Annotated in this window: 22 protein-coding genes and 1 pseudogene; 21 read left to right on the plus strand and 2 right to left on the minus strand. The window is 70.2% G+C overall.

Going from position 1 to position 25,156, the window contains the following annotated elements:
- The first annotated feature begins 2 nt into the window (after positions 1–2).
- From aroC to VB080_RS01650, 7 genes are all read left to right on the plus strand, one after another.
- On the plus strand, positions 3–1,190 hold the full coding sequence (gene aroC / locus VB080_RS01620; RefSeq protein WP_323416669.1) for a chorismate synthase: 1,188 nt from the start codon (positions 3–5) through the stop codon (positions 1,188–1,190).
- Entirely contained in the window at positions 1,187–1,696 is a 510-nt protein-coding gene (locus VB080_RS01625) for a shikimate kinase (protein ID WP_323416670.1), read from the plus strand. The genes aroC and VB080_RS01625 overlap by 4 nt, the downstream gene beginning before the upstream one ends.
- Positions 1,693–2,793: a 3-dehydroquinate synthase gene (aroB, locus tag VB080_RS01630; RefSeq protein ID WP_323416671.1), complete on the plus strand. Its 1,101-nt coding sequence runs from the start codon at positions 1,693–1,695 to the stop codon at positions 2,791–2,793. The genes VB080_RS01625 and aroB overlap by 4 nt, the downstream gene beginning before the upstream one ends.
- A gap of 66 nt (positions 2,794–2,859) precedes the next feature.
- A complete protein-coding gene (efp, locus tag VB080_RS01635; RefSeq protein WP_323416672.1) occupies positions 2,860–3,417 on the plus strand; it encodes an elongation factor P in 558 nt (185 codons plus the stop codon).
- On the plus strand, positions 3,417–3,839 hold the full coding sequence (nusB, locus tag VB080_RS01640) for a transcription antitermination factor NusB (protein WP_323416673.1): 423 nt from the start codon (positions 3,417–3,419) through the stop codon (positions 3,837–3,839). Before efp ends, nusB begins: the two co-directional genes overlap by 1 nt.
- Positions 3,840–3,842: 3 nt before the next feature.
- On the plus strand, positions 3,843–5,600 hold the full coding sequence (locus tag VB080_RS01645) for a hypothetical protein (protein ID WP_323416674.1): 1,758 nt from the start codon (positions 3,843–3,845) through the stop codon (positions 5,598–5,600).
- The gene (locus VB080_RS01650) at positions 5,597–6,109 is read left to right on the plus strand and encodes a hypothetical protein (RefSeq protein ID WP_323416675.1); all 513 of its coding nucleotides are present in this window, start codon (positions 5,597–5,599) and stop codon (positions 6,107–6,109) included. Before VB080_RS01645 ends, VB080_RS01650 begins: the two co-directional genes overlap by 4 nt.
- Here the strand turns inward: VB080_RS01650 and VB080_RS01655 are convergent.
- Entirely contained in the window at positions 6,103–6,723 is a 621-nt protein-coding gene (locus VB080_RS01655) for a hypothetical protein (RefSeq protein ID WP_323416676.1), read from the minus strand. The two genes, VB080_RS01650 and VB080_RS01655, sit on opposite strands and share 7 nt — an antisense overlap.
- Before the next feature lie 115 nt (positions 6,724–6,838).
- Here VB080_RS01655 and carA point away from each other — a divergent pair, with 115 nt between their 5' ends.
- The 13 genes from carA to VB080_RS01720 all read left to right on the plus strand — a co-directional run bounded on the left by carA (position 6,839) and on the right by VB080_RS01720 (position 21,919).
- Positions 6,839–7,999 (plus strand): glutamine-hydrolyzing carbamoyl-phosphate synthase small subunit, encoded by a 1,161-nt coding sequence (carA, locus tag VB080_RS01660; protein WP_323416677.1) that lies wholly within the window; start codon positions 6,839–6,841, stop codon positions 7,997–7,999.
- Positions 7,999–11,325 (plus strand): carbamoyl-phosphate synthase large subunit, encoded by a 3,327-nt coding sequence (carB, locus tag VB080_RS01665; protein ID WP_323416678.1) that lies wholly within the window; start codon positions 7,999–8,001, stop codon positions 11,323–11,325. The genes carA and carB overlap by 1 nt, the downstream gene beginning before the upstream one ends.
- The gene (locus VB080_RS01670; protein WP_323416679.1) at positions 11,325–12,431 is read left to right on the plus strand and encodes a quinone-dependent dihydroorotate dehydrogenase; all 1,107 of its coding nucleotides are present in this window, start codon (positions 11,325–11,327) and stop codon (positions 12,429–12,431) included. The genes carB and VB080_RS01670 overlap by 1 nt, the downstream gene beginning before the upstream one ends.
- The gene (pyrF, locus tag VB080_RS01675; protein ID WP_323416680.1) at positions 12,428–13,237 is read left to right on the plus strand and encodes an orotidine-5'-phosphate decarboxylase; all 810 of its coding nucleotides are present in this window, start codon (positions 12,428–12,430) and stop codon (positions 13,235–13,237) included. The genes VB080_RS01670 and pyrF overlap by 4 nt, the downstream gene beginning before the upstream one ends.
- A gap of 103 nt (positions 13,238–13,340) precedes the next feature.
- A complete protein-coding gene (gene mihF, locus VB080_RS01680) occupies positions 13,341–13,670 on the plus strand; it encodes an integration host factor, actinobacterial type (RefSeq protein WP_323416694.1) in 330 nt (109 codons plus the stop codon).
- The gene (gene gmk, locus VB080_RS01685; protein WP_323416681.1) at positions 13,660–14,211 is read left to right on the plus strand and encodes a guanylate kinase; all 552 of its coding nucleotides are present in this window, start codon (positions 13,660–13,662) and stop codon (positions 14,209–14,211) included. The genes mihF and gmk overlap by 11 nt, the downstream gene beginning before the upstream one ends.
- Before the next feature lie 63 nt (positions 14,212–14,274).
- Positions 14,275–14,613 carry a DNA-directed RNA polymerase subunit omega gene (gene rpoZ / locus VB080_RS01690; protein WP_323416682.1) on the plus strand — a complete coding sequence of 113 codons (339 nt, stop codon included), beginning with the start codon at positions 14,275–14,277 and terminating at the stop codon, positions 14,611–14,613.
- A gap of 9 nt (positions 14,614–14,622) precedes the next feature.
- Complete coding sequence (gene coaBC / locus VB080_RS01695; protein WP_323416683.1) at positions 14,623–15,855, plus strand: bifunctional phosphopantothenoylcysteine decarboxylase/phosphopantothenate--cysteine ligase CoaBC; 1,233 nt, start codon at positions 14,623–14,625, stop codon at positions 15,853–15,855.
- On the plus strand, positions 15,852–17,042 hold the full coding sequence (gene metK, locus VB080_RS01700) for a methionine adenosyltransferase (protein WP_323416684.1): 1,191 nt from the start codon (positions 15,852–15,854) through the stop codon (positions 17,040–17,042). Before coaBC ends, metK begins: the two co-directional genes overlap by 4 nt.
- 63 nt (positions 17,043–17,105) lie before the next feature.
- Positions 17,106–19,016 (plus strand): hypothetical protein, encoded by a 1,911-nt coding sequence (locus VB080_RS01705; protein WP_323416685.1) that lies wholly within the window; start codon positions 17,106–17,108, stop codon positions 19,014–19,016.
- A 33-nt stretch (positions 19,017–19,049) separates the two neighbouring features.
- The gene (fmt, locus tag VB080_RS01710; protein ID WP_323416686.1) at positions 19,050–19,976 is read left to right on the plus strand and encodes a methionyl-tRNA formyltransferase; all 927 of its coding nucleotides are present in this window, start codon (positions 19,050–19,052) and stop codon (positions 19,974–19,976) included.
- Entirely contained in the window at positions 19,973–21,307 is a 1,335-nt protein-coding gene (locus tag VB080_RS01715; protein ID WP_323416687.1) for an RsmB/NOP family class I SAM-dependent RNA methyltransferase, read from the plus strand. The genes fmt and VB080_RS01715 overlap by 4 nt, the downstream gene beginning before the upstream one ends.
- 78 nt (positions 21,308–21,385) lie before the next feature.
- A complete protein-coding gene (locus VB080_RS01720; protein ID WP_323416688.1) occupies positions 21,386–21,919 on the plus strand; it encodes an NUDIX hydrolase in 534 nt (177 codons plus the stop codon).
- Between the two features lie 83 nt (positions 21,920–22,002).
- On the opposite strand, the gene VB080_RS01725 is transcribed toward VB080_RS01720, so the two are convergent.
- A complete protein-coding gene (locus VB080_RS01725) occupies positions 22,003–23,532 on the minus strand; it encodes a DUF222 domain-containing protein (protein ID WP_323416689.1) in 1,530 nt (509 codons plus the stop codon).
- A gap of 363 nt (positions 23,533–23,895) precedes the next feature.
- On the opposite strand from VB080_RS01725, the pseudogene VB080_RS01730 reads away from it, so the two are divergent.
- A pseudogene (locus VB080_RS01730) lies at positions 23,896–25,121 on the plus strand (integrase core domain-containing protein).
- The last annotated feature ends 35 nt before the right edge of the window (positions 25,122–25,156 follow it).

Consider the following 25,156-nt stretch of genomic DNA (forward strand, 5'->3'; position numbering starts at 1 on the left):
GCGTGCTGCGTTATCTGACGGCCGGGGAATCCCATGGCCGGGCCCTGGTGGCCACCATCGAGGGGATTCCCGCCCATGTGGCGCTGACGTCCGACGTGATTGCCGCCGCCCTGGCCAGGCGCCGGCTGGGCCAGGGACGCGGCGCGCGGATGAAGTTCGAGGCCGACGAGGTGACGGTGCTGGCCGGCGTACGGCACGGCGAGACCCTCGGATCACCGATCGCGATCATGATCGGGAACAGCGAGTGGCCGAAGTGGGAGCAGGTGATGGCGCCCGACCCGGTCGCTGCCGAGGTGCTGGACGGCCTGGCCCGCAACGCCGCGCTCACCCGGCCCCGTCCGGGCCATGCCGACCTGCCAGGGATGCAGAAGTACGACTGGGCCGAGGCCCGGCCGATCCTGGAGCGGGCGTCGGCCCGCGAGACGGCAGCACGGGTGGCGCTGGGCAGGGTGGCTGCGAGCTTCCTGGAACAGGCCCTCGGCATCCGCGTGCTCAGCCACGTGGTGGCGATCGGCCGGGCGCAGAGCACTGCCACAGACCTGCCACGGCCGGAGGATCTCCCGGCGATCGATGCCGATCCGGTACGCTGCCACGACCTGGCCGCCAGCGTGGCCATGCAGACCGAGATCGAGCAGGCCCGCACTGACGGCGACACCCTCGGCGGCGTGGTCGAGGTGCTGGCCTACGGCCTGCCGCCGGGGCTCGGCTCCCACACCCAGGGCGACCGCCGGCTGGACGCCAAACTGGCCGGTGCGCTGATGGGCATCCAGGCGATCAAGGGGGTCGAGGTCGGCGACGGCTTCGACCTGGCCCGTACCCGGGGGTCGCTCGCCCACGACGAACTCGTACCCGGTGACGGCCGGGTGAGCCGGTTGTCGAACCGCTCCGGCGGTACCGAGGGCGGGATGAGCAATGGGGAACTGCTCCGCGTCCGGGCCGCGATGAAGCCGATCGCCACCATTCCGCGCGCCCTGCGGACCATCGATACCCGCACCGGCGAGGCGGCCGCCGCCCACCACCAGCGTTCCGATGTCTGCGCGGTGCCGGCGGCCGGGGTCGTGGCCGAGGCCATGGTGGCGCTCGTGCTGGCCGAGGTGGTGCTGGAGAAGTTCGGCGGCGACTCGCTGGCCGAGACCCGCCGCAATGCCCGCGCCTACCTTGACGGACTGGCCGAGAAGCATCTGTGGTGACCCTCGATCGGCTGGTCCTGGTGGGCGCTCCGGCAGCCGGCAAGACCACTGTCGGCAGGCTGGTGGCCGAGCGCCTGGGAACCGGCTTCGCCGACACCGACGAACAGGTCGCCGCCGACCTCGGGCTGAGCCTGCCGGAGGCCTACGCGTCGCTGTCGGAGGCGGAACTCGCTCGCGCCCAGACGAGGGCGAGCCTGCCGGCGCTGCGCCAGCCCGGGGTGATCAGTCTGGGCAGTGCGGCGGTCGAGGCCGACCAGGTGCGGACGGCGCTGCAGGGTCTTCCGGTCGTCTGGTTGCGGGTGTCAGTGCCGCAGGCCACCCGCCGGCTCGGCATGTCCGCGCTGGGGATGGAGACCCTCACGGTGATGCGCAAACAACTGGACGCGCTGCTGCAGGCACGAGAACACTGGTATGAAAGGGTCGCCGCAGTGCAGGTGGACACGGACCGGTTGAGCGTGGCCGAGGTTGCGGACCGGGTCATCGAGGTGTGGAGGGGGCTGCCATGAACAGCTGGGAACCGATCGACGTGTTCACCGCCCAGCCCTACCAGGTGCTGATCTCTCCCGGCGTGTCGTCGCTGCTGCCACAATTCCTCGACGGGGTCGACCGAGTGGCGGTGATCCATGCCTGTGGGCTGGAACCCCAGGTGGCCAGCCTGGTGGCCGACCTCGGCCAGCAGGTGCTGTCGATCCCGGTCCCGCAGGCGGAGCTGGCCAAGACCCCCGCTGTGCTGCAGCAGTGCTGGGAACTGCTGGCCGAGGCAGGCTTCACCCGGTCCGATGCAATTGTCGGCTTCGGTGGCGGCGCCACCACCGATCTGGCCGGCTTCGTGGCAGCGACCTGGTTGCGCGGGGTGCGCTACATCGCGATGCCGACCACCGTGCTGGCCATGGTGGATGCGGCGGTCGGCGGCAAGACCGGGATCAACCTGAGTGCCGGCAAGAACCTCGTCGGCGCGTTCTATGAGCCGTTCACCGTGCTCGGCGACCTCGACTTCCTCCAGACCCTGCCGCCCGAGGAGCTCAACTCCGGGTTCGCCGAGGTGCTCAAGTGCGGCTTCATCGCCGATCCGCTGATTCTGGACAGCTTCGAAGAGGACCCGGCCGACGCGCTGCAGCCGTCCGAACGGCAGGCCCGGCTGATTCGGCGTGCGGTGGCGGTGAAGGCGTCAGTGGTCTCGGCCGATCTGCGCGAGCAGACCTCCAGCGAGTCCAATGTCGGGCGGGAGGCGCTCAACTACGGCCACACCCTCGGGCACGCCATCGAGCGGCGGGAGCATTTCGGCTGGCGGCACGGCTACGCGGTGAGCGTGGGGATGGTCTACGCCGCGGAGCTGTCCCACCGGCTGGGCATGATCGATGCCGAGCTGGTCGAGCGGCACCGCGACGTGCTGGCCGAGGCCGGTCTCCCGGTGAGCTACCAGGACGGTGCCTGGCCCGACCTGCGGCAGGCGATCAGTCTGGACAAGAAGGCCCGCGGGCACACCGTCCGGTTCGTCGTGCTGGAGTCGCTGGGCAGCCCGTACGTGGTGGCAGGCCCCGACGAACAGGTGATGGAAGAGACCTACCGCTGCGTCGCGCGCGAGCAGTTCGGGTCGGTTTGAGTGGCCGGCAGCCGGCACCGTAGACTGTCCGGCTGCGAGAATCGGACGAAGCGAAGGGCTTGACGCGTGGTTTCCACCAACGATCTGAAGAACGGCATGGTGCTCGATCTGGACGGCCAGTTGTGGTCGGTCATCTGGTTCCAGCACCACAAGCCCGGCAAGGGCAACACGGTGGTGCGCACCAAGCTGAAGCACGTGCTCACCGGCAAGGTCGTCGACCGCACGTTCAACTCCGACACCAAGGTGGACACCGCCCAGGTCGACCGGCGCGAGTTCCAGTACCTCTACAACGACGGCGAGTCCTACGTCTTCATGGACACCTCCACCTACGACCAGATCAATCTTGCCGAGGACGTGGTCGGGGACGGCAAGAACTACCTGCTGGAGAACGCGAACGTCACCATCGCGATCCACGACGGCACACCGCTGTACATCGACCTGCCCGCCTCGGTGGAGTTGGTGGTCACCTACACCGAGCCCGGCCTGCAGGGCGACCGCTCCACCGGTGGCACCAAGCCGGCCACCGTCGAGACCGGCCTGCAGATCCAGGTGCCGCTGTTCATCACCACCGGCGAGACCGTCAAGGTCGACACCCGCGACGGCAGCTACCTGGGTCGCGTCTAGTGCCCACCCCGACCGCCAAGCGCGGTTCGGCGCGCACCAAGGCCCGCAAGCGTGCCCTCGACATCCTCTTCGAGGCCGATCTGCGCGGTGTCGATCCGCTCACCGTGCTGGCCGACCAGGTGGCCCTTGCAGACCCACCCGTGCGGCCCTTCAGCAGCGAGCTGGTGGAGGGTGTGTCGACCAACCGGGTCGCGATCGACCAGCTGATCGCCGGGGCCCTGGCCGACGGCTGGACGCTGGAGCGGATGCCGCGGGTGGACCGGAACCTGGCCAGGATCGCGGTCTACGAGATCGTCCACACCGAGGTCTCCGACCAGGTGGCGGTCGCCGAGTGCGTGGCGCTGGCGCAGGAGCTGTCCACCGACGATTCGGCGACCTTCCTGAACGGCATGCTGCGCACGGTGGCTGCCGGCCGGGGGTAGGGCTTGGGAGTGATCGGCACGCTGCGCGGGATCGGCGACGAGTTCGTCGGTCTGCTGGGACGCACGTCGGTCACCTGGTGGCGGTTCGCGCCGGCCGTCGTGGGCTTCATGCTGCTGGGCTGGGTGGGCTACTACGGCTCGGTGCTGTTCGCCACCGAGTTCGCCTTCGTCTCACCGTGGCTGGTGATCCTCGGCCTGGCGATCGGTGCGGTGGTCCAGCTGGCGATGATCGTCCTGACCCTGCGCTGGGTGATGGAGCGCTCGGGGATCCAGCTGGACGCCGTCCACCAGACCTCGTTGACTTCCCCGGTACCGCCGGTGCGCCTGCTGGCGCAGACCATCCTGCCCTTCCTGGCGATCTATGCCGCCTTCGGCTTCGTCGACGACTTCGCCCGCAACATGGTGCTGGCGCTGACCGGCCGCTACGGCCTGGGCAGTTCGGAGTTCCTCAGCGCGCTGGATCCGACCAGGTCCACCCAGTCGTTGGGGACGGTGCTGGCGATCGTGGTGGGGCTGTACCTGCTGCGCCGCGGCCTGGACTGGTTGGCGGACCGCAGCGAACGCAGCTGGATCGGGTTGGTCGGCGCGGTGGCCGAAGCCAGTTGGGTGCTGCTGGCGCTGCTGAGCCTGTTCCGACTGGCTGAGGCCGCCCGGCTGTGGCTGTACGGCCGGCAGCTGGGGGCTTGGTGGGACGCCGCCGGGAATGCCCTGTTCGGCTGGATCCACCTCGACGGCCTCTGGCTGGCGGCCTGGGAGTTCCTGGCCGCCCAGGCCTGGCCCGCGCTCTGGGACGTGATCACCCAGCCGCTGGCCTGGCTGGCGCTGGCGGTGGTGGTGGCCGGCATCAAGGTCGCCACCTCGGCAGAGCTGATCGAGCAGACCCGGGGGCACGGTGGCACCGTGGCCACCATCGCCAACGGGTTCTTTGCCGGCGACCTGGACGACAAGTTCGTCCCGCTGTGGCATGCCGTCCGGTTCCTGGCCGGCGCCGGGCTGCCGCTGCTGGGCGGCTACGTCCTGGCATTCACCGCGATCGACTGGGCCGGAGCGCTGCTGCAGTCCGGGCTGGACCAGCTGATCGGGCCGCAGTACGGCAAGGCGGCGCTCCGGGTGATGCCGTTCTACGACCTGCTGTCGCAGGTGCTGGTGCTCGGACTGCGGCTGGCGCTGCTCGGCGCGACGGTCGCCCGGGTGGGGGAGCTGATCACCACCGGTGGTGCTGGCGCCCGGCCGCGGCCCCGACTGCGCGAAGCGCTGCTGGGCTTCGTCGTGTGCCTGGCTTTGGCCCTGTCCAGTCTGGCCGCCACCCCGGACTCCGGCGTGAAGGTGGTCCGCGGCCAGGTCGGCACCGAGCTCACCCTGTTCAGCGCGGGCACCACGGTGGGCGAGCCGCGGGCCGGGTACCAGCTGGTGGATCAGTCCGGCAACCAGAACCCGACTGACCTGGTGTTCGTGGTGGTACCGGTGACCATGTTCGAGGAGCGCGGCGGCTCCTTCCTCTACGCCACCCTGCACGCCGGAGACCGGAGCTACGAGCCCTGGACGGGCCCGACCACGATGCTGACCCCGCCCGGGTTCGCCACCGACTACGACCTGGTCTTCGAAGTCGCACCCGAGCACCTCGGCGACCCCCTGATGCTGGAGGTGTGGCCGAGCGGCCTGCTGCAATTGGGGCAGTTGCGCGCCGAAGTGGCGCTGCCAGCACCCTCCCCGGGACCTGAGGTCAGCTACTCCGGACTGCCGAAGCAGTGGGTGCCATGAGCTGGCTGCGGGAACGGCTGCGACGACCGGTGGCGCTGCTCGCCGGCGCGGTGCTGATCGCGGTCGCCTTCTCCGCATTGTGGCTCGCCCGGGTGACGGTGCCGTACACCAAGGATCCCGAGCCGACCCCGCAGGACCAGACAGCGCACACGCCGGGGGCCGGCTTCACGCTGCGCGGGATGACCACCGTGGAGGTGGTACCGCAGGTCAGTGGTGCGGACTCGCCGGTGCCCGGCGCCGCCTTCGTGGCGGTGGTGTTCGACTACGCCGGCGAGCCGGGCGTCGACGTGGCCTGCGAGGTTCACCTGCTCGGCGCGGATCGCACCTGGACCAGGGACACCCAGAGCTGGGTCAAGGACTGGGGCTACCAGTCCTTCTGCGAGGGCTCCTCCGGCACCGTGCTGAAGTTCTTCCAGATCCCCGCCACCGCCGTACCGGAGGTCCATGGCATCCGGATCTGGGGCAACGGCGGCGACATCATCCTGGCCGGCGAGGTGAAGGTTCAGTAGTCGCTGTCTGGCAGCCGGGTCAGCGGCACGGTCACCTGGACGGGGAGGGCGTAGGCGTCGGTATTCCAGGACGGCGTCTCGCTCAGCCCCAGGATGATGTTGGCGGCGTACTCCTGCGGGCTGACGCCGACCATGAAGGTGTCGCTCGGCTCAAACTCGTCGAACCGGAAGGTGGCCGTCAGCCTCAGCCAGTGGTCGTTCGGGGGGACCGTCCGGCGCGGATTGTAAACCGACCCGGGAGCCGCCGGGCCGAGCCCCGCCTGCCAGTCCACCGCCACCTCCGGGTCGGCGCCGGGCTGGATCCCCCTGAGGTTGCCGTGTTTGCCGGTGAGCGGGCCGAGGGTCTCCTGGTGCGGATTCCGGACGGAACCGGTGACCACCACCCGCCACGGGCTGTCAGAACTCTTGGTGAAGTGCTGGGCAGTGGCCGCATCGAACCGGAACACCAGGTTGCCGGCGTCGATCTCATCCCCGGGCGCCGCCTCGAGCCAACGAACCTGGCGGCGTTCGAAGCCGCCCAGGGCGGCCAGCAGCCCGACCAGCACGGCGGCGACCAGGGCGATCACCAGCCAGGCGCGCAGCACGGGTCGGCCGGGCGCAGCGGTATCGGACACGCCTGGCAGTGTAGCCAGGTGGCGACCGCGAACGCCGACGAGAGTGCCCGGCGGGCTTTGGTAGAGTCCTGCGGGGTCGGTCTGGGCGATCCCTGCGAACTGCGAAGGGAACCCTATGCCAAGCAGCCTGTATGCGCGCCCGCTCGTCGACGCCCTACTGGTTCTGGAGGACGGACGATCCTTCCACGGCATTTCCTTCGGCGCCCACGGTGAGGCATTCGGCGAGGCGGTCTTCTCCACCGCAATGTCGGGCTACCAGGAGACCCTCACCGATCCGAGCTACCACCACCAGGTGGTGATCGCCACCTCGCCACATATCGGCAACACCGGCTGGAACGACGAGGACGACGAGTCCCGCCGGATCTGGGTGGCAGGCTATGTGGTCCGCGACCTCTCCCGGGTGCGCTCGAACTGGCGCTCCAACCGTTCCCTGGACGAGGAGCTGCGCGCCCAGGGAGTAGTCGGGATCGCCGAGGTGGACACCCGGGCGCTCACCCGCCACCTGCGCGACTGCGGGGCGATGCGGGTCGGCATCTCCACCGAGGAGCTCGACCCCGAACGGCTGCTCGCCCGGGTACGTCAGGCTCCACCGATGGTGGGCGCCAACCTGGTCGCCGACGTCACCACCCCCGAACCGACAGTGCTTGCGGCAGTGGGGGAACGGCGGTTCACCGTCGCGGCGGTGGACCTGGGGATCAAGGACATGTCGCCGCACCGGATGGCCGAACGTGGCATCGAGGTACACCTGCTGCCGGCCGGCAGCAGCATCGAACAGCTCCGGGCGCTCGAACCGGACGGGGTGTTCTTCTCCAACGGACCCGGCGACCCGGCCGCTGCCGATGCCGAGGTGGAGCTGCTGCAACAGGTGCTGGACGCCGGGCTGCCCTACTTCGGCATCTGCTTCGGCAACCAGATCTTCGGCCGGGCCCTGGGGTTCGGCACCTACAAGCTGAAATACGGCCATCGCGGGATCAACCAGCCGGTGATGGACCTGACCACCCGCAAGGTGGAGATCACCGCCCAGAATCACGGCTTTGCGGTGGACGCGCCGCTGGCCGGGTCCACGTCCACCAGGTGGGGCCAGGCTCGGGTGTCCCACGTCTGCCTGAACGATGACGTGGTGGAGGGGCTCGAACTCCGCTCCCCGGACGGTGAGCTGCTGAGTTTCTCGGTCCAGTACCACCCCGAGGCGGCGGCCGGCCCGCACGACTCGGCCTACCTGTTCGACCGGTTCATCGACGTGATGACCGCCCGCCGCCAGCGGAAGGAGGCCTGATGCCGCGCCGTACCGACATCTCGTCCATCCTGGTCATCGGCTCCGGCCCGATCGTGATCGGCCAGGCCTGCGAGTTCGACTACTCCGGGACGCAGGCCTGCCGGGTGCTGCGCGAGGAGGGCTTCCGAGTGGTCCTGGTGAACTCCAACCCGGCCACGATCATGACCGACCCCGAGTTCGCCGATGCCACCTACATCGAGCCGATCACCCCGGAGTACGTCGAGAAGGTGATCGCCGCCGAGCGTCCGGACGCCCTGCTGGCCACCCTCGGCGGGCAGACCGCGCTGAACACCGCCGTCGCCCTGCACGACTCCGGAGTGCTCGCGAGGTACGGCGTGGAACTGATCGGCGCCTCGATCGACGCCATCCAGTCCGGCGAGGACCGGGAGAAGTTCAAGGAGATCGTGCTCTCCCTCGACGTCCCGGGAGTGGACGCCGGCGTGGCCCGCTCGGCCATCTGCCACACCATGGACGAGGTGCTGGCCGCGGTCGACGACCTCGGCTACCCGGTGGTGGTGCGCCCGTCCTTCACCATGGGCGGGGTCGGCTCGGGCTTCGCCCACGACGAGACCGAGCTGCGCCGGATCGCCGGGACCGGCCTGGCGGCCTCCCCGGTCACCGAGGTGCTGATCGAGGAGTCCATCCTGGGCTGGAAGGAGTACGAGCTGGAGGTGATGCGCGACCGCGCGGACAATGTCGTGATCGTGTGCTCGATCGAGAACCTCGACCCGATGGGCGTCCACACCGGGGACTCGATCACCGTCGCGCCCGCGATGACCCTCACCGACCGCGAGTACCAGGCGATGCGCGACGTCGGCATCGCCGTGATTCGCGCGGTCGGGGTGGACACCGGCGGCTGCAATATCCAGTTCGCGATCAACCCCATCGACGGCCGGATGATCGTGATCGAGATGAACCCGCGGGTCTCCCGCTCGTCCGCGCTGGCCTCCAAGGCGACCGGCTTCCCGATCGCCAAGATCGCTGCCAAGGTGGCGGTCGGCTACACCCTGGACGAGATCCCCAACGACATCACCGAGCAGACCCCGGCCTGCTTCGAGCCCACCCTTGACTACGTGGTGGTGAAGGCGCCGCGGTTCGCCTTCGAGAAGTTCCCGACCGCTGACTCCACCCTCACCACCCACATGAAGAGCGTGGGTGAGGCGATGGCGATCGGCCGCAACTTCACCGAGGCCCTTGGCAAGGCGCTGCGCTCACTGGAGGACGCCCGCGCCGGCTTCGACTTCACCGCACCCATCACCCGGACGCTGGACGAGCTGCTGGACTCGATGGCCCGCCCGCACGACGGCCGGCTGAAGGATGTGATGGACGCCTTCCGGCTCGGTGCCGACGTCGAGCAGGTGCAGCAGGCGACCAGGATCGACCCCTGGTTCGTGGACCAGCTCTTGCTGATCCACGACGTCGCCGAGCAGGTGCGCGACGCCGTCGAGCTCACCCCGCAGTTGCTGCGTACCGCCAAGCGGCATGGCCTGTCGGACAACCAGATCGCCCGGCTGCGCAACCTCTCCCCGGACGTGGTTCGCGGGGTGCGCTGGGCGCTGGGGATCCGTCCGGTCTACAAGACGGTGGACACCTGCGCGGCCGAGTTCGAGGCCCGGACGCCCTACCACTACTCCAGCTATGACGAGGAGAACGAGGTCGAACCGCGGACCAAGCCCGCGGTGCTGATCCTGGGCAGCGGCCCGAACCGGATCGGGCAGGGGATCGAGTTCGACTACTCCTGCGTGCACGCCACGCTTGCGCTGCGCGAGGCCGGCTACGAGACCGTGATGGTCAACTGCAATCCCGAGACGGTCTCCACCGACTACGACACCGCGGACCGGCTCTACTTCGAGCCGCTCACCCTGGAGGATGTGCTCGAGGTCTACCACGCCGAGTCCGAGGCCGGCCCGGTGGCAGGGGTGCTGGTGCAACTCGGCGGCCAGACCCCGCTGAAGCTCGCCCAGGCGCTGAAGGACGCCGGTGTGCCGATCGTCGGCACCTCGCCGGAGGCGATCGAATTGGCCGAGGAACGTGGCGCTTTCGGCAAGCTGCTGGACGAGGCCGGTCTGACCGCCCCCGCCTACGGGATGGCGCAGTCGGCCGGAGAGGCGCTGGAGATCGCCCATGCGATCGGCTACCCGGTGCTGGTGCGGCCCAGCTACGTGCTGGGCGGACGTGGCATGGAGATCGTCTATGACGACGACTCACTGGCCGGCTACATCGCCCGGGCGACCGACATCACGCCGGCCCACCCGGTGCTGGTCGACCGCTTCCTGGACGACGCGATCGAGATCGACGTGGACGCGCTCTACGACGGCACCGAGCTCTACCTGGGCGGGGTGATGGAGCACATCGAGGAGGCCGGCATCCACTCCGGTGACTCGGCCTGTTCGCTGCCGCCGATCACCCTGGGCCAGGAGGTGATCGACCTGATCCGCAGCTCGACGGAGAAGATCGCCGCCGGCGTCGGGGTGCGCGGCCTGATCAACATCCAGTACGCGCTGCTGGGCGATGTGCTCTACGTGCTGGAAGCCAATCCGCGGGCGTCTCGGACCGTCCCCTTCGTCTCGAAGGCGACCGCCACCCCGCTGGCGAAAGCGGCCGCCCGGATCTCCCTGGGGGAGAGCATCGCCGAGCTGCGGGCCGACGGCCTGCTGCGCACCGGGATGGACGGCACCGCCGTGCTGGACGCCGCCCCGATCGCGGTGAAGGAGGCGGTGATGCCGTTCAACCGGTTCCGCACCAGCGACGGCAGCTGGGTGGACACCCTGCTCGGCCCGGAGATGAAGTCGACCGGCGAGGTGATGGGGCTCGACAAGAGCTTCGGGGTGGCGTTCGCCAAGAGCCAGGCCGCGTCCTACGGCGATGTCCCAACGGCGGGCACGGTGTTCGTCTCGGTGGCCAACCGGGACAAGCGGCACGCGATCTTCCCGATCAAGAAGCTGGCAGACATGGGTTTCCGGGTGCTCGCCACCGCCGGCACCGCGCAGGTGCTGCGCCGCAACGACGTCGAGGTGACGAGCATCCGCAAGCACTCCCAGGGCCGCGGACCGAACGGCGAGCCGACAGTGGTCGACGCCATTCTGTCCGGCGAGGTCGACCTGGTGTTCAACACCCCGCACGGCCAGAGCCGGGACGGTTCCCCGCGGCGGGACGGCTGGGAGATCCGCTCGGCTGCGATCCTGGCCGACGTGCCCTGCGTGACCACCGTGCAGGGGTTGAGCGCTTGCGTCCAGGGCATCGAGGCGCTGCAGCGCCACGAGGTGGGGGTCCGTTCCCTGCAGGAATGGAGCGCTGGTGTCCGCGCCGAACTGGCCGGTCACTGATGGGACTGCCGGCGGAGCTGCTGGAGGCCGGCTACACCGGGCTGCTGCGTCCGTTGCTGTTCGCCAGCCACGGCGGTGACCCGGAGGCGATCCACGAGCAGGAGATCGACCTGCTGGCGCGGCTCGGTGGCTTCGCGCCGTCACGCGGCCTGCTGCACCTGCTGGCCGGAAGCCAGGGAGTTCCCGCGACCGTCGCCGGGATCCGCTTTCCGAATCGGGTCGGCCTGGCCGCCGGGCTGGACAAGGACGGGCTGGCGGCCAGGGCGTGGACGGCCTTCGGCTTCGGCTTCGCCGAACTGGGGACGGTGACCGCCAGGGCCCAGCCCGGCAACGATCGGCCACGGATCTTCCGTGCCCCCGCCAGCGCCGGGGTGGTCAACCGGATGGGCTTCAACAACCGCGGTGCGGCAGCGCTGGCGGCAACACTGAACGGGGCTGGCATCGCGCGCGGCAATGGCGCGGCCGGAATCCCGCTGGGCATCTCGCTCGGCAAGACCAAGGTGGTCGCCGTCGAGGACGCGGTCGCCGACTATCTGGCCAGCCTGGATGCCCTGGCTGGCTACGCCGACTACCTCGCCATCAACGTCTCCAGCCCGAACACACCGAACCTGCGCAGCCTGCAGGACGCCGGGGCGCTGGCCGGCCTGACCGCTGCCCTGGTGCGCCGTGCGGCCGAACTCGCCGGCTCCGGTCCCGGCCTTGCCCAGCCGGTGCCGATCTTCGTGAAGGTGGCGCCCGACCTGAGCTGGCCGCAACTCGACCAGGTGCTCGCCGTCTGCCAGGACACCGGGATCGCCGGGATCATCGCCACCAACACCACCCTGCGCCGGGACGGGCTCGCTCCGTCCGACCGGCAGCTGGCGGCAGAGGCCGGCGGGCTCTCCGGAGCGCCGCTGACCACCCGCGCGCTGGACGTGGTCGGCTACCTCACCGCCCACACCACCCTGCCGGTGATCGGGGTCGGCGGCATCATGACCGTTGACGACGCCCTGGCGATGTTCGACGCTGGCGCCCGACTGGTTCAGCTTTACACTGGCTTCATCTACCACGGCCCCGGCCTGGTGGCCGGCATCAACGCCGCTGATTCAAGGAGGAACAGAGGGTGACCAGCTATTGGCGCAGACTGCGCGAGATCGTCTCCACCCGCGGTCCGCTGTGTATCGGCGTTGATCCGCACCCGTCGCTGTTGACCGCCTGGGGGTTGACCACCGATGCCGCCGGTGCCGAATGGTTCGGCAGGCACCTGGTCGAGGTGCTGGGCGACAAGGTGGCGGTGTTCAAGCCGCAGTCGGCCTTCTTCGAGGCCTACGGTTCGGCCGGGATCGCTGGCCTGGAACGGGTGCTGGCCGACATTGCGCAGACCGAGGCGCTGAGCATCCTGGACGTGAAACGGGGCGACATCGGCTCCACGATGACCGCCTATGCCGAGGCCTACCTCGCCGACGGCTCCCCGCTGGCCGCCGACGCGATCACGCTGTCGCCCTACCTCGGGTTCGGGTCCCTGACGCCCGCCTTCGAGGCGGCCCACCGCTACGAGCGTGGGGTGTACGTCCTGGCCCGCACCTCCAACCCGGAAGGCGCCGGGGTGCAGTTGGCGCTCACCCACGACGGCGAGGGTTCGGTGGTGCAGTCGATCATCGACGCCGCCACCGAGGCGAACCGCGAGTCCCGGCAGCGGGCGATCGGGCTGGTGGTGGGGGGTACCCACGACACGATCGGCTGTGATCTGTCCGATTTCAACGCGTCCATCCTGGTACCGGGCATCGGTTTCCAGGGCGGGAAGATGGAGGATCTGCCCAGCCTGTTCGGCGATGCTGTCGACCAGGTGGTGGCAGTGGTGGGCCGCGGCGTGATCGCGGCCGGCCCCGATCCGGCGGCACTGCGGGCCAAGGTGGACACCCTTCTGGCCTGACTGGACCGCGCCGCTGGCGAAAAATTCGCCATGAACAGCGCCGAATCCCTGCGAACACCCTTGTACCTCGCTAGATTGTGGGCATTGGCTGCTTTTTCAGAAGCTGGAGAATCTTGTGACCATTCCGCAGCTCACCACAGAGCAACTCGAGGCCGCCCGGGCTGCCGCCACGATGGCGCGTCGGCAGCGGGCCGAGCTGAAGAACAAGGTGCGTGACGGCGAACTCAGCCTCGCGCAGGCGCTCGACGCCGCCTCGCAGGACGACGTCCTGGCACACGTGAAGGTGGTCGACCTGTTGAAGTCGCTGCCGCGCGTGGGCGAGAAGCGTGCCGCGGTCGTGATGGAGAAGCTGGAGATCGCGCCCAACCGGCGGATCCGCGGGCTCGGCCGTCACCAGCTGGCCGGGCTGCGGTCGGAGTTCGGTGAGCGGTGACATCACCGTCATCTCCGGGCCGACCGCTGTCGGCAAGGGGACGGTGGTGGCCGCGCTACGCGCGCGGCACCCCGAGGTGTGGGTATCGGTCTCGGTGACCACTCGCGCGCCCCGGCCCGGCGAGGTCGACGGCGTGCACTACCACTTCATCGACGATGCGCGGTTTGACGAGTTGATCGGCTGTGACGGGCTGCTGGAGTGGGCGCTGGTGCATGGTTCCGCGCGCTACGGCACGCCGTCCGCGCCGGTCGAGCAGGCGGTGACCGAAGGACGCCGGGTGATCCTGGAGATCGAACTGCAGGGCGCCAGGCAGGTACGTGAGAAGCTGCCGGACGCCCGGTTCGTGTTCATCGCGCCGCCCCGGTGGGAGACGCTGCAGGAGCGACTGCTGGCCCGGGGCACCGAGTCTGAGGCCGAGATTGCGCGCCGACTGCGCACCGCAGAGATCGAACTGGCCGCGGCCGGCGAGTTCGACGCGGTGATCGTGAACGACGATTTGGGCACCGCGGTCGATGAGTTGGTAGACTTGCTCGGTCTGTGACAGGGCAGAGCCCTGCGCACCCCGGCCCACTTCCTGGGCCAACCTGCGACCAGAAGGCATAACTTGAGCACCCAGACTCCTGAAGGCATCACCAACCCGCCGATCGACGAACTGCTGACCAAGGTGGATTCGAAGTACCGGCTGGTGCTGTTCGCGGCCAAGCGCGCCCGGCAGATCAACGCCTACTACTCCCAGCTGGGCGAGGGCCTGCTGGAGAACGTCGGCCCGCTGGTCGACATCGGTATCCAGGAGAAGCCGCTGTCGATCGCGCTGCGCGAGATCAACGCCGACGTGCTGGAATGCACCGACATCGACCCCGAGGCCGAGGCCGCCGCACGGGCCGAGGCGGAGGCCGATCCCGACTTCTCGCTGGACCCGTTCGGCACCGACGACCTGGCCTGAGCCGGCGCCATGAGCCGGATCGTGCTCGGGGTGTCGGGCGGTATCGCCGCGTACAAGGCCTGCCTGCTGTTGCGGTCGTTCAGCGAGGCCGGCCATGACGTCACCGTCGTCCCCACCCCGAACGCGCTGGCTTTCATCGGTGAAGCCACCTGGGCGGCACTGTCCGGCAAACCGGTGCACACCGGGGTGTTCGAGGCCGCCCATGAGGTGCCCCATGTCCGGCTGGGACGCCAGGCCGACCTCGTGGTGGTGGCGCCCGCCACTGCCGACCTGCTGGCCAGGGCGGCTGCTGGACGAGCCGATGATCTGCTCTCCAATGTCCTGCTGACCGCCACCTGTCCGATCCTGATGGTGCCGGCGATGCACACCGAGATGTGGTTGAACCCTGCCACCCAGGCCAATGTCGCCACCCTGCGGTCGCGTGGCGTGGCGGTGATGAACCCGGCGTCCGGCCGGCTGACCGGCGCCGATTCCGGTCCAGGACGGCTACCGGAGCCCGCGGACATCGAACAGGTGGCGCTCACCCTGCTCGCCGACCCCCGGTTGGCAGTGGCCATGGCCAGCCAGGACCTGGCCGGCAGGCACGTCCTGATCAGCGCTGGCGGCACCCGGGAGGCGCTGGATCCGGTCCGGTTCGTCGGCAACGCCTCCTCCGGCCGGATGGGGCTGGCCCTGGCCCGCGCGGCGGCGGCCCGTGGTGCACGGGTGACCGTCGTTGCGGCCAACCTGGCCCTGCCGATTCCCGCCGGTGTGGACGCTGTGCCGGTGGTCTCCACCGCCGAGCTTGCCGAGGCCATGCTCGACCACGCAGCCGCGGCCGACATCGTGGTGATGGCTGCCGCGCCGGCAGACTTCACCCCCGCATCGCCGAGTGAGGTGAAGCTGAAGAAGTCCGGCGACCAGGGCCTGAGGGTCGACCTCGTACAGACCACGGACGTGCTCAAGGCGCTCGCCGGTGAGCGCCCGGACGGGCAGGTGATCGTCGGCTTCGCCGCCGAGACCGCTTCTGACCCCGACGAACTGCTCCGGCTCGGGCGGGAGAAGCTGGCCCGCAAGGGCTGCCAGTTGCTCGTCCTGAACGACGTCAGCGGCGGGCGGATCTTCGGTTCGTCGTCGACCGAGGTCACGATCATCTCCGGCGCAGGGGTGGTCGCGCGGCTGGCCGACGACAAGTCGTCAGTGGCCCATGCCATCCTTGATGCTGCTGTTGCAGTTCCTACGAGTGCGAGGTTCTCCCTGTGAGCCGGTTGTTCACCTCCGAGTCCGTCACCGAAGGCCATCCCGACAAGGTTGCGGACTCGGTCTCCGATCACGTCCTGGACGCCCTGCTGCGGGAAGACCACCGCAGCCGGGTGGCGGTGGAGACCCTGGTCACCACCGGCGCGGTGGTGGTCGCCGGCGAGGTGACCACCGGTGGCTACGTTGACATCGCCGAGTTGGCGCGGAAGCGGATCGTCGAGATCGGCTACAACTCCTCGCGGGTGAGCTTCGACGGCAACTCCTGTGGGGTGCTGGTGGCGCTCGGTTCGCAGTCTCCGGACATCGCCCAGGGCGTGAACCGCGCCCTCGAGGCCCGCAGTGACGGGTCGCTGGACAACCTGGACGCCCAGGGCGCCGGCGATCAGGGCCTGATGTTCGGCTATGCCTGCAACGAGACCCCGAACCTGATGCCGTTGCCGATCGACATCGCGCACCGGCTGGCCGAACGGCTGGCCGAGGTACGCCACCGCGGCGAGGTCGACTTCCTGCGCCCGGACGGCAAGACCCAGGTGACCATCGAGTACGAGGGCAGCACCCCGGTGCGGATCGACACCGTGGTGGTCTCCACGCAGCACGCCGAGTCGGCAGACGTGGACGCGCTGGTCACGCCCGCGATCCAGGCGCTGGTGATCGAGCCGGTGCTGGCTCGCTACGACCTGCCACACGACAACCTGTCGGCCTACGTCAACCCGACCGGGAAGTTCGTGATCGGCGGCCCGATGGGCGACGCCGGAGTGACCGGGCGCAAGATCATCGTCGACACCTACGGCGGCATGGCCCGCCACGGCGGTGGCGCGTTCTCGGGCAAGGATCCGTCCAAGGTCGATCGTTCCGCCTCCTACGCGATGCGCTGGGTGGCCAAGAACGTGGTGGCAGCCGGGCTGGCCGATCGCTGCGAGGTGCAGGTCGCCTACGCGATCGGACGGGCGCACCCGGTCGGCTTCTATGCCGAGTGCTTCGGCACCGAGAAGGTGCCGCTGGCGCAGATCAGCCAGGCCGTGTTGGAGGTCTTCGACCTGCGTCCGGCGGCGATCATCCGCGATCTCGACCTGCTGCGCCCGATCTATGCCCAGACGACCAACTACGGCCACTTCGGCCGGGAACTGGCAGCTTTCACCTGGGAGCACACCGACCGCGCCGAGGCCCTGGCGAAGACGGTCAGGGGCTGAGCAGCCGGGGCTGGTCGCATTCGGGCCATCCCAACCGTCAGCCCCGGGCCCTACCATGCCTGCATGGAGTCGAACCGGGTAGCGCGGGTGGCGGTGGACGTGCCGCTGGCCCACCTTGACCGTCCGTTCGACTACCGGGTGCCCGACGAACTCGCCGATCAGGCCGTGACTGGCGCCCGGGTGCGGGTGCGCTTCGCCGGGCGGCAGCGGGACGGCTTCATTCTCGAACTCACCGACGACTCCGAACGGGCCGAGCTGAGCCCGCTGCTCACCGTGGTCTCGCCCGAACCGGTGCTCACCCCGCAGGTGGCCCAGTTGGTCAGGGCGGTGGCCGACCACTATGCCGGCAGCTTCTCCGATGTGGTGCGGCTGGCCGTCCCGCCACGGCACGGGGTGACAGAGAAGGCCGCGCCGCCAGACCATCCCACCCCCGACCTGGAACGGCGCGAACCGTCCACCCTGGCCGGCTATCCCGCCGGGGAGGGCTTTCTGGCGGCCCTGGCCCAGGGCCGCCCGCGGGCCGCCTGGACGCCAGTACCCCGGACGGACGGGCTCGGCGACTGGCAGGCCGGTCTGCTGGAGGCAGCGGCGACCACGCTGCAGGGCGGCCGGGGCGCAATCCTGGTGGTGCCCGACCAGCACGACCTGGATGCGCTGGCCGAACGGGCCGCGGCACGCTTCGGCCGGGGCAGCTTCGTCAGTCTCAGCGCCGAACTCGGCCCGGCCGCCCGCTACCGGGCCTTCCTCGCGGTGCTGCGGGGTCAGGTCAGGCTCGTCCTGGGCACCCGTTCGGCGGTCTTCGCCCCCGTCGGCAACCTCGGGCTGGTGGCGCTGTGGGACGACGGCGACGACTCCTACGCCGAGGCGCGGGCACCCTACCCCCACGCTCGCGAGGTGGCCGTGCTACGCGCCCACCAGGCCGGCTGTGCGCTGCTGCTGGCCGCCCGGGGCCGGACCGCCGAGGTGCAGCGGTTGGTCGAAACCGGCTGGCTGCACCCCATCGAACTCGCCCCGGCCGCCGCCCGCGCGGTCTGTGCTGCGGTCCGGGCAGCGCCGGACGACCAGCGACTGCCGCGGCAGGTCTTCGCCACCATCAGGGACGGGTTGACGTCCGGCCCGGTGCTGGTGAGCGTGCCGCGGGCCGGCTACCAGCCGCTGGTGGTGTGTGACCGCTGCCGCGCGGTGGCCCGCTGCCCACGCTGTTCCCAAGGGCTCCTGCGCACCCCCGCCGGCCTGACCTGTCCGTGGTGCGGCCCGCCGCTGCCCAGCTGGCGGTGCCCGGAATGCGGCAGCACGCAGGTTCGCACTCCGGTCGCCGGCGTCGCGCGGACCGCCGAGGAGTTCGGCAAGGCATTCCCGGGGGCGAGCGTGCTGCACTCCACCGGTGAGAAGCGGATCGACCGGATCGATGACCGGCCGGCGATCGTCCTGGCCACCCCGGGCGTGGAGCCGGTCGCGGCATTCGGCTACACCGCCGCAGTGCTGCTCGACACCGGCGTCACCCTGCGCCGGCCCGACCTGCGTGCCGGCGAGGAGGCGCTGCGCCGCTGGCTGGCCGTCGCTGCGCTGGTCCGGCCGGCAGCGGACGGCGGCACCGTCCTGGCCGTGGGGGAGACTACCGACCGCCAACTGCAGGCGCTGCTGCGGCTCGACCCGGTGGGCGCTGCGGAGCGCGAACTCGCCGAGCGCCGCGAGGCAGGTCTTCCGCCGGCGTTGAAGCTGGTGATGCTGGAGGGCGACTATCGGGTGCTGACCGAAGCGCTCGGCAAGCTGGCGCTGCCGGGCCAGGCGACCAGCCAGGGCCCGTTCCCGGTGCTCGGCCAGGACAGCGAGCTCGCCCGGCTCACCCTGCGGTGCCCGCTGCCGGTGACGGCCGAGCTGCTGGGGTCGGTCCGCGCTTTGCTCGCCCAGCGTTCGGCGAGCAAGGCGGAGGGCGCCATCCGGGTACGGGTCGACCCCCACGTGATGGGCTGAGCGTGGCACAGCCGACCGTCTAGGCTGAGGCCCATGCGCCTGGTCTTCGCTGGCACTCCCGCCGTCGCCGCTGACACCCTGCTGCAGCTGCTCGACCACTCCGGCCACGAGGTGGTGGCGGTGGTCACCCGGCCGGACGCGCCGCAGGGGCGCTCCAAGCGGCCCGTGCCCAGCGCGGTGGCAGAACTGGCCACCGAACGCGGGCTGGAGGTGCTGAAACCGGTCCGTCCGTCCGAGCCCGGCTTCGTCGCCCGGCTGGCCGAGTTGGCGCCACACGCCTGCCCGGTGATCGCCTACGGCGCTCTGGTGCCGCAGCCGGTCCTTGAGCTGCCGCGGTTCGGCTGGCTCAACGTGCACTACTCGCTGCTGCCGCGCTGGCGCGGCGCGGCGCCCGTCCAGCGCGCCCTGCTGGCCGGTGACCAGGTGACCGGTGTCAGTGTGTTCCAGCTGGTCCCCGCACTGGACGCCGGCCCGGTCTTCGCCGCCGAAGAGGTGCCGGTCGAACCGGGGGAGACCGCCGGGGAGTTGCTCGGACGGCTGACGCCGGTCGGTGCCCGGCTGCTCACCCGGGTGCTCGACGACCTGGAAGCCGGACGGGCACAGGCTGCCGAGCAGCCAGCCGATGGCATCACGGTTGCCCCGAAGTTCACCGTCGAGCAGGCCCGGCTCGACTGGAGCCTGGCGGCCCTGGAGCTGGAGCGTCTGGTGCGGGCCTGCAACCCGTCGCCGATGGCGTGGACCACCGACGGCGACGAGCGGTTCCGGGTGCTGCGGGCCGAAGCCGTCGAGGACGGCCGTGGGCTGGCTCCCGGTGAGGTGGCACCCGGTCGTCGCGAGGTGCTGGTGGGCACCGGTCGGGGAGCCCTGGCGCTGCTCGAGGTGCAGCCGCAGGGGAAGCGCCCGATGCCCGCGACCGCTTGGGCGAACGGCCTGCACGGCCGGCAGGTGACCTTCTCGTGAGCCGACGGCGTCAGGTCGACCCGGCACGGCTGGTGGCCTTCCGGGTGCTGCGCCGGATCGGAGACCAGGACGCCTATGCCAATCTGGCCCTGGCCGCCGAAGGAGCCGGGCTGGAGACGCGCGACGCCGCCTTCGCCACCGAGCTGACCTTCGGCAGCTGTCGTGCGCTGGGTAGCTACGACGCGATCCTGGAACGGGCGGCCGGGCGACCGGTGGCGGGGCTGGACCCGGCCGTGCTCGATGTGCTGCGGCTGGGCACCCACCAGCTGCTGGCCATGCGCGTGCCCTCTCATGCCGCGGTGGCCACCTCGGTCGACCTGGCGGCCACCCAGATCGGCGAGCGGGTGGCCGGGCTGGTCAACGCGGTGCTGCGCAAGGTGGCCGCCCGGGACTGGGACGGATGGCTGGCCGAGTTGTCGGCCGGACTGGACGACCTGGACGTGCTCGCGCTGGCGACCCAGCATCCCCGCTGGATCGTCGAAGCCTGGCGGGACGCGCTGGGCGACCGCTCGCCGGACGAGTTGCGGGCCGCGTTGGAGGCCGACAACGTGGCGCCGGTGAACCACCTGGTGGTGCGACCTGGGCTGGCGTCGGTGGCCGAACTCGGCGGCACCCCCACCCGCTACTCACCGTACGGCGCGGCCGTCCCGGGCGCACCGGGCAGTATCCCCGCCGTTGCCGAGGGTCGCGCCGGGGTCCAGGACGAGGGCTCGCAGCTGGTGGCACTCGCGCTGAGCCGGGTCGAGGCGCCGTCCGGGCTCTGGCTGGATCTGTGCGCGGGGCCGGGCGGCAAGGCCGCGCTGCTGGCCGGGCTGGCGATCGAGCAGGGGAGTCGGCTGGTCGCCAGCGAGCTGCAGCCACACCGGGCCGGTCTGGTGGCGGCGAACCTGGCCTGCTACGACGGCGACCACGAACCGGTGACCGTGGTGGCCGACGGCACGCGGCCGGCCTGGCCGCCGGCGAGCTTTGCACGGGTCATGGCCGACGTGCCGTGCACGGGACTCGGGGCGCTGCGCCGGCGTCCGGAGAGCCGGTGGCGGCGGCAGCCGTCCGACCTGGCCGATCTGGTGCCCCTCCAGCGTCGGCTGCTCGACTCGGCGATTGCCGCCACCAGGCCCGGTGGGGTGATCGCCTACGTGACCTGTTCGCCGCAACTGGCCGAGACCCGGGAGGTGGTGGCAGCCCGCGCGGCAGGCGCGGAGCTGCTACGGGCCGCGGACTACCTGCCCGAGGTTGCGGATGCTGCGGTGGACGACTTCGTCCAGCTGTGGCCGCACCGGCACGGCACCGACGCGATGTTCCTGGCGCTGCTGCGCCGCACTGCGGCCTGAGGAGATCGTCGAGGCCGGGTGCGGGTTGCTGCCAGTCGTCCCAGGAGCCAGCCTCCAACCCGCGCTAGATTGCCTGTCATGCCCGCTGTTGACCCGGATATCTGCCTGCGCACCGCCGACGGCGTGGTCTTCCGCTACCGGGTGGCAGCGCTGATCGTCCGCGACCGGCGGGTGCTGCTGGCCGGCAACGCCAAGAACGCCTACCTGTACTCGGTGGGCGGCGGCGTGCAGCTGTTTGAGACCGCCGAGCAGGCCCTGCGCCGCGAACTCCTCGAGGAGACCGGCTGGAACCTCGAACCGGGCCCGCTGGTGGTGATCCACGAGAACTTCTTCGTGGAGGACGCCGGCGAGCGCTGGCACGAGTTGGCGTTCTACTACCGGGTGAACGTTCCCGACGACTTCGAGCCCAGGGGCAGCTCGGTGACCATGGACGGCGTCCCCGAACGGCTGCGCTGGGTGGACCTCGATGACCTGCCCGGTCTGCGCGCCTACCCGACGTGGCTGGCAGACGTCGTTCCCCACAGCGACAACGCCACACCAGACCAGGGCGTGCGCCATATCGTGACCATCGAGGACGCTGCGGGCACAGCTGCATCCGGTTCAGCGAGCTGAACCGGTGGGAGGCGTGAGGGCGCTACCGAATGCTGGCCCGGGAAGGCGCGGTGTAACTCGGAAAGCGCAGCGGGCCGGCAGGATCAGCGCCGGAGTCGAACCCTGGGGCGGGCGTTGGCGCCCGGCTGCCCTGCCGGGCGAGCCTTGCGGCGGCGAGGGCTCACCCCACGACCAGATCTGCCGCCCCGTCCCGGCGGGTCGGGCAGCAGCTGAGCGTCTCGCACTGTGCCGCCCACTCCGTCGGCGGCGTAGGTGAGGCCGGCGGCGGTGACGAGATAGCGGCGGCCCAGCGGACTCATCCAGTCGAACCCGCCGGCGCCTGCTCGGGTGACCTGCCAGCCGGCGTGGGTCTTGGCGCGGTGCGCCTTGCGCGCCAGTGGCCCGAGGTTGTCCACGGCGGTCTGAGCGGGGGTGCCGTCCCACTGGTAGGGACGGGTGTGGTCGAGGTCGAGCCCGGCGCTGGACCGGCCACCGTAGGGCCAGACCTCCCGCGGATGCCGCAGCAGGACGGCGCGGCGAACGCGGGCAGGGATCTCATAGCAGTCCACCGGCACGACACCGTCGGGGTCGAAGACCGGCTGGATCACGATGCGCCGGTTGTGGAGCAGCACCTGAAGCTGCTCCAGTGTCACCGCGCCTACCCCTTCTGCCCGAGCCAGACCGTGACCCAGGTCGAGGGTGCGTTCGGAAAGATGGACGACCAGCGTCGCCCGGGGCAGCAGCCGCTCCGGATCGACGGTGATCGTGCCGCAGCTGTGGCCGGCGCAGTGGAGTGGCGAGCGCGCGGGCTGTTGCCGGGCAACCTCACCCTTTCGGTCTGAGGTGGCAGGCGGAAGCTCTCTGGTGCTGGTGACGGTCTCGGTGTCGAGGGTGGGCTGGAGCGAGCCCTGGATCATGGCCAGCGCCCGGGCGGGGGTGGCGAGGATGCCGAGTGCCATGGCACGCCGGACATCGGAACCCTCCGTCGAGCCGGTCACCGCAAGGATGTCGGAGAGCTGGGACAGCGCAGCATCGAGGTAGATCGCGTCGGCGGCGTCGAGGAGACCGGTGAGGACACAGACGCCGTCCTGCGACGGGTGCACGTTCACCCGACGGGCCCGCTGCGCGGCCACAAAACGCTCGTTGGCGGCCTGGGGATCGGCTTGGACCACCAGGGCTTCGACGAAGCTGAACAGCCGGGACGGCGCGAGCCGGGTGAGGAAGGGGGCGAGGCTGGCATCCAGCCACAGGGCCAGTTCGAGGGGAAGCTCCCAGGCCATCCGGGCGATCCTGCGCGCCCGCCACAGCGGGAACGCAGCCCGACAGACCTGCGCCCACAACTGCGGGTGGCGGGCCTGGAGAGTGAGCAGTTCGGCGACCTCGGCAGTGACGCCGACAGGTTCACGCCGCAGCGCGGCCGCAAGCTCCAGGCAGGCGAAGTCATCGACCAGGGGAGTGCCGTCCGCGCCGAGCCGCACCTTGTCGGCCGGGACCTCGTGCCGGTAGCTGCGCACCACCCGCAGCATCGCGGTGGCGCGCTGGACGTCGGCCAGCAGCCGGACCCGCTCGGCAGCCTCGACCAGGTCGAGGGCAGCTGCCGCGTCCATTCGCGAGACATCCACCAGTTCGAACATGTGTACTATTCTGGCAGGCTGGTCCGACAGTTTCTGTTGTTATGTCTCAAGACATCGGTGACAGTTCTGCATCAACACATCGGTGACACTTTCGGGGGTGTTGGTGGTGACAGTTCTTCCCGGTAGGCGTGAGGTCCTCGGCCTGTCTGAGCCTGCCGTTCCGATCGCGCGGACTGCCCATCATCTCGAGGGCAAGGGCGGGCGTGGGCCCGCCCGCGGCAGTACCACCGCGACCACCCGTGTGGGGTTCGTGGTGGGTGACTTTTCCCCGGCAGGGTTCGGGGAATGGCTGCTCATGAACCCATCGATCCTGTTGTCCGTCTCGCGATCGCGAACTGGCCTGATGACGCGCCGCGGGGCGCGGTGTCCACGTTCTGCGTCGAGCACGGCATCTCGCGTAAGTCGTTCTACGAGCTGCGGCGACGGGCCCGGGACGACGGCCAGGCAGCTGTGCTGGAACCCCGGTCGCGGCGGCCGAAATCGTCACCAACGACCCTGACCGAACAGGTGAAGACCCAAGCCGTGCAGGTACGTGCCGCGATGGAAGCCTCCGGATTGGACCACGGGCCGATCAGCGTGCACGACAAGATGAAAGCAATGGGGCTACCGGTAGTGCCCTCGATCGCCGCGCTGGCCCGGATCTTCCGCCAAGCCGGGGTCGCCCGAGCCGAGCCGAAGAAGAAGCCCCGCTCAGCGTGGCGCCGGTTCGTGTACCCGGCCCCGAACGCGTGCTGGCAGCTCGATGCCACCGAGTACGTCCTGACCGGTGGCCGCACGTGTGTGATCTTCCAACTCGAGGACGACCACTCCCGCTACGCGGTCGCCTCGCATGTGGGCTGGAGCGAGAACAGCAAGGACGCGATCAAAGTGTTCGACAAAGCCGTCGCCGCGCACGGGGTACCCCAACGGCTGCTCAGCGACAACGGCTCGGCGTTGAACCCGACCCGGCGTGGCTACCTCGGCCAACTCGTCGTCCACGCCCGCCGCCTGGGCGTCACCCCGATCACCGGGAAACCCAACAAGCCGACCACCCAGGGCAAGAACGAACGCTTCCACCAAACCCTGTTCCGCTGGCTCGACAAACAACCCCTGGCCGCCACCCTGGAAGAACTCCAAGCCCAAGTCGACACCTTCGACCACATCTACAACACCGAACGGCCCCACCAGGGCCTACCCGGCCGCGTCACCCCCGAGACCGCGTGGCTCGCGACCCCGAAAGCCGACCCACCACGGCCCGACCCCGACCGGCCACGCGCCACCTGGGAGATCACCCCGCCAGCCACCCCCAGGCCCAAACCCGAACTCCCCATCGACCTACCAGCCGGCACCGTGCTCCGAAAGATCGCCACCACCGGAACCATCGGCTTCGAGAAAGTCATGTACATGGTCGACACCCACCGGGCCTTCGAACACATCTACGTCGTCGCCGACCACGACCAGATCACCGTCATCGACCTCAACGGCGAAATCCTCCTCGAAACCACCCGACCAGCACCCGGCATCACCTACGTCGGCAACGGCCGACCCCGCGGCAGCCGCCCCCGACCGTCACCGAAGTCCTGATACACCAACTGTCACCGATGTCCTGATACAGAACTGTCACCGATCTCCTGAGACATCACAC

This window comes from Propionicimonas sp. (genome assembly GCF_034927565.1).
Classification (GTDB): Bacteria; Actinomycetota; Actinomycetes; order Propionibacteriales; family Propionibacteriaceae; genus Propionicimonas.

Excerpts from the sequence above, each read along its gene's own strand:
- aroB (WP_323416671.1), top strand. The coding sequence starts at position 1,693 with ATGAACAGCTGGGAACCGATCGACGTGTTCACCGCCCAGCCCTACCAG.
- VB080_RS01650 (WP_323416675.1), top strand. The coding sequence starts at position 5,597 with ATGAGCTGGCTGCGGGAACGGCTGCGACGACCGGTGGCGCTGCTCGCC.
- carA (WP_323416677.1), top strand. The coding sequence starts at position 6,839 with ATGCCAAGCAGCCTGTATGCGCGCCCGCTCGTCGACGCCCTACTGGTT.
- carB (WP_323416678.1), top strand. The coding sequence starts at position 7,999 with ATGCCGCGCCGTACCGACATCTCGTCCATCCTGGTCATCGGCTCCGGC.
- VB080_RS01670 (WP_323416679.1), top strand. The coding sequence starts at position 11,325 with ATGGGACTGCCGGCGGAGCTGCTGGAGGCCGGCTACACCGGGCTGCTG.
- coaBC (WP_323416683.1), top strand. The coding sequence starts at position 14,623 with ATGAGCCGGATCGTGCTCGGGGTGTCGGGCGGTATCGCCGCGTACAAG.
- VB080_RS01705 (WP_323416685.1), top strand. The coding sequence starts at position 17,106 with ATGGAGTCGAACCGGGTAGCGCGGGTGGCGGTGGACGTGCCGCTGGCC.
- fmt (WP_323416686.1), top strand. The coding sequence starts at position 19,050 with ATGCGCCTGGTCTTCGCTGGCACTCCCGCCGTCGCCGCTGACACCCTG.
- VB080_RS01720 (WP_323416688.1), top strand. The coding sequence starts at position 21,386 with ATGCCCGCTGTTGACCCGGATATCTGCCTGCGCACCGCCGACGGCGTG.
- VB080_RS01725 (WP_323416689.1), bottom strand. The coding sequence starts at position 23,532 with ATGTTCGAACTGGTGGATGTCTCGCGAATGGACGCGGCAGCTGCCCTC.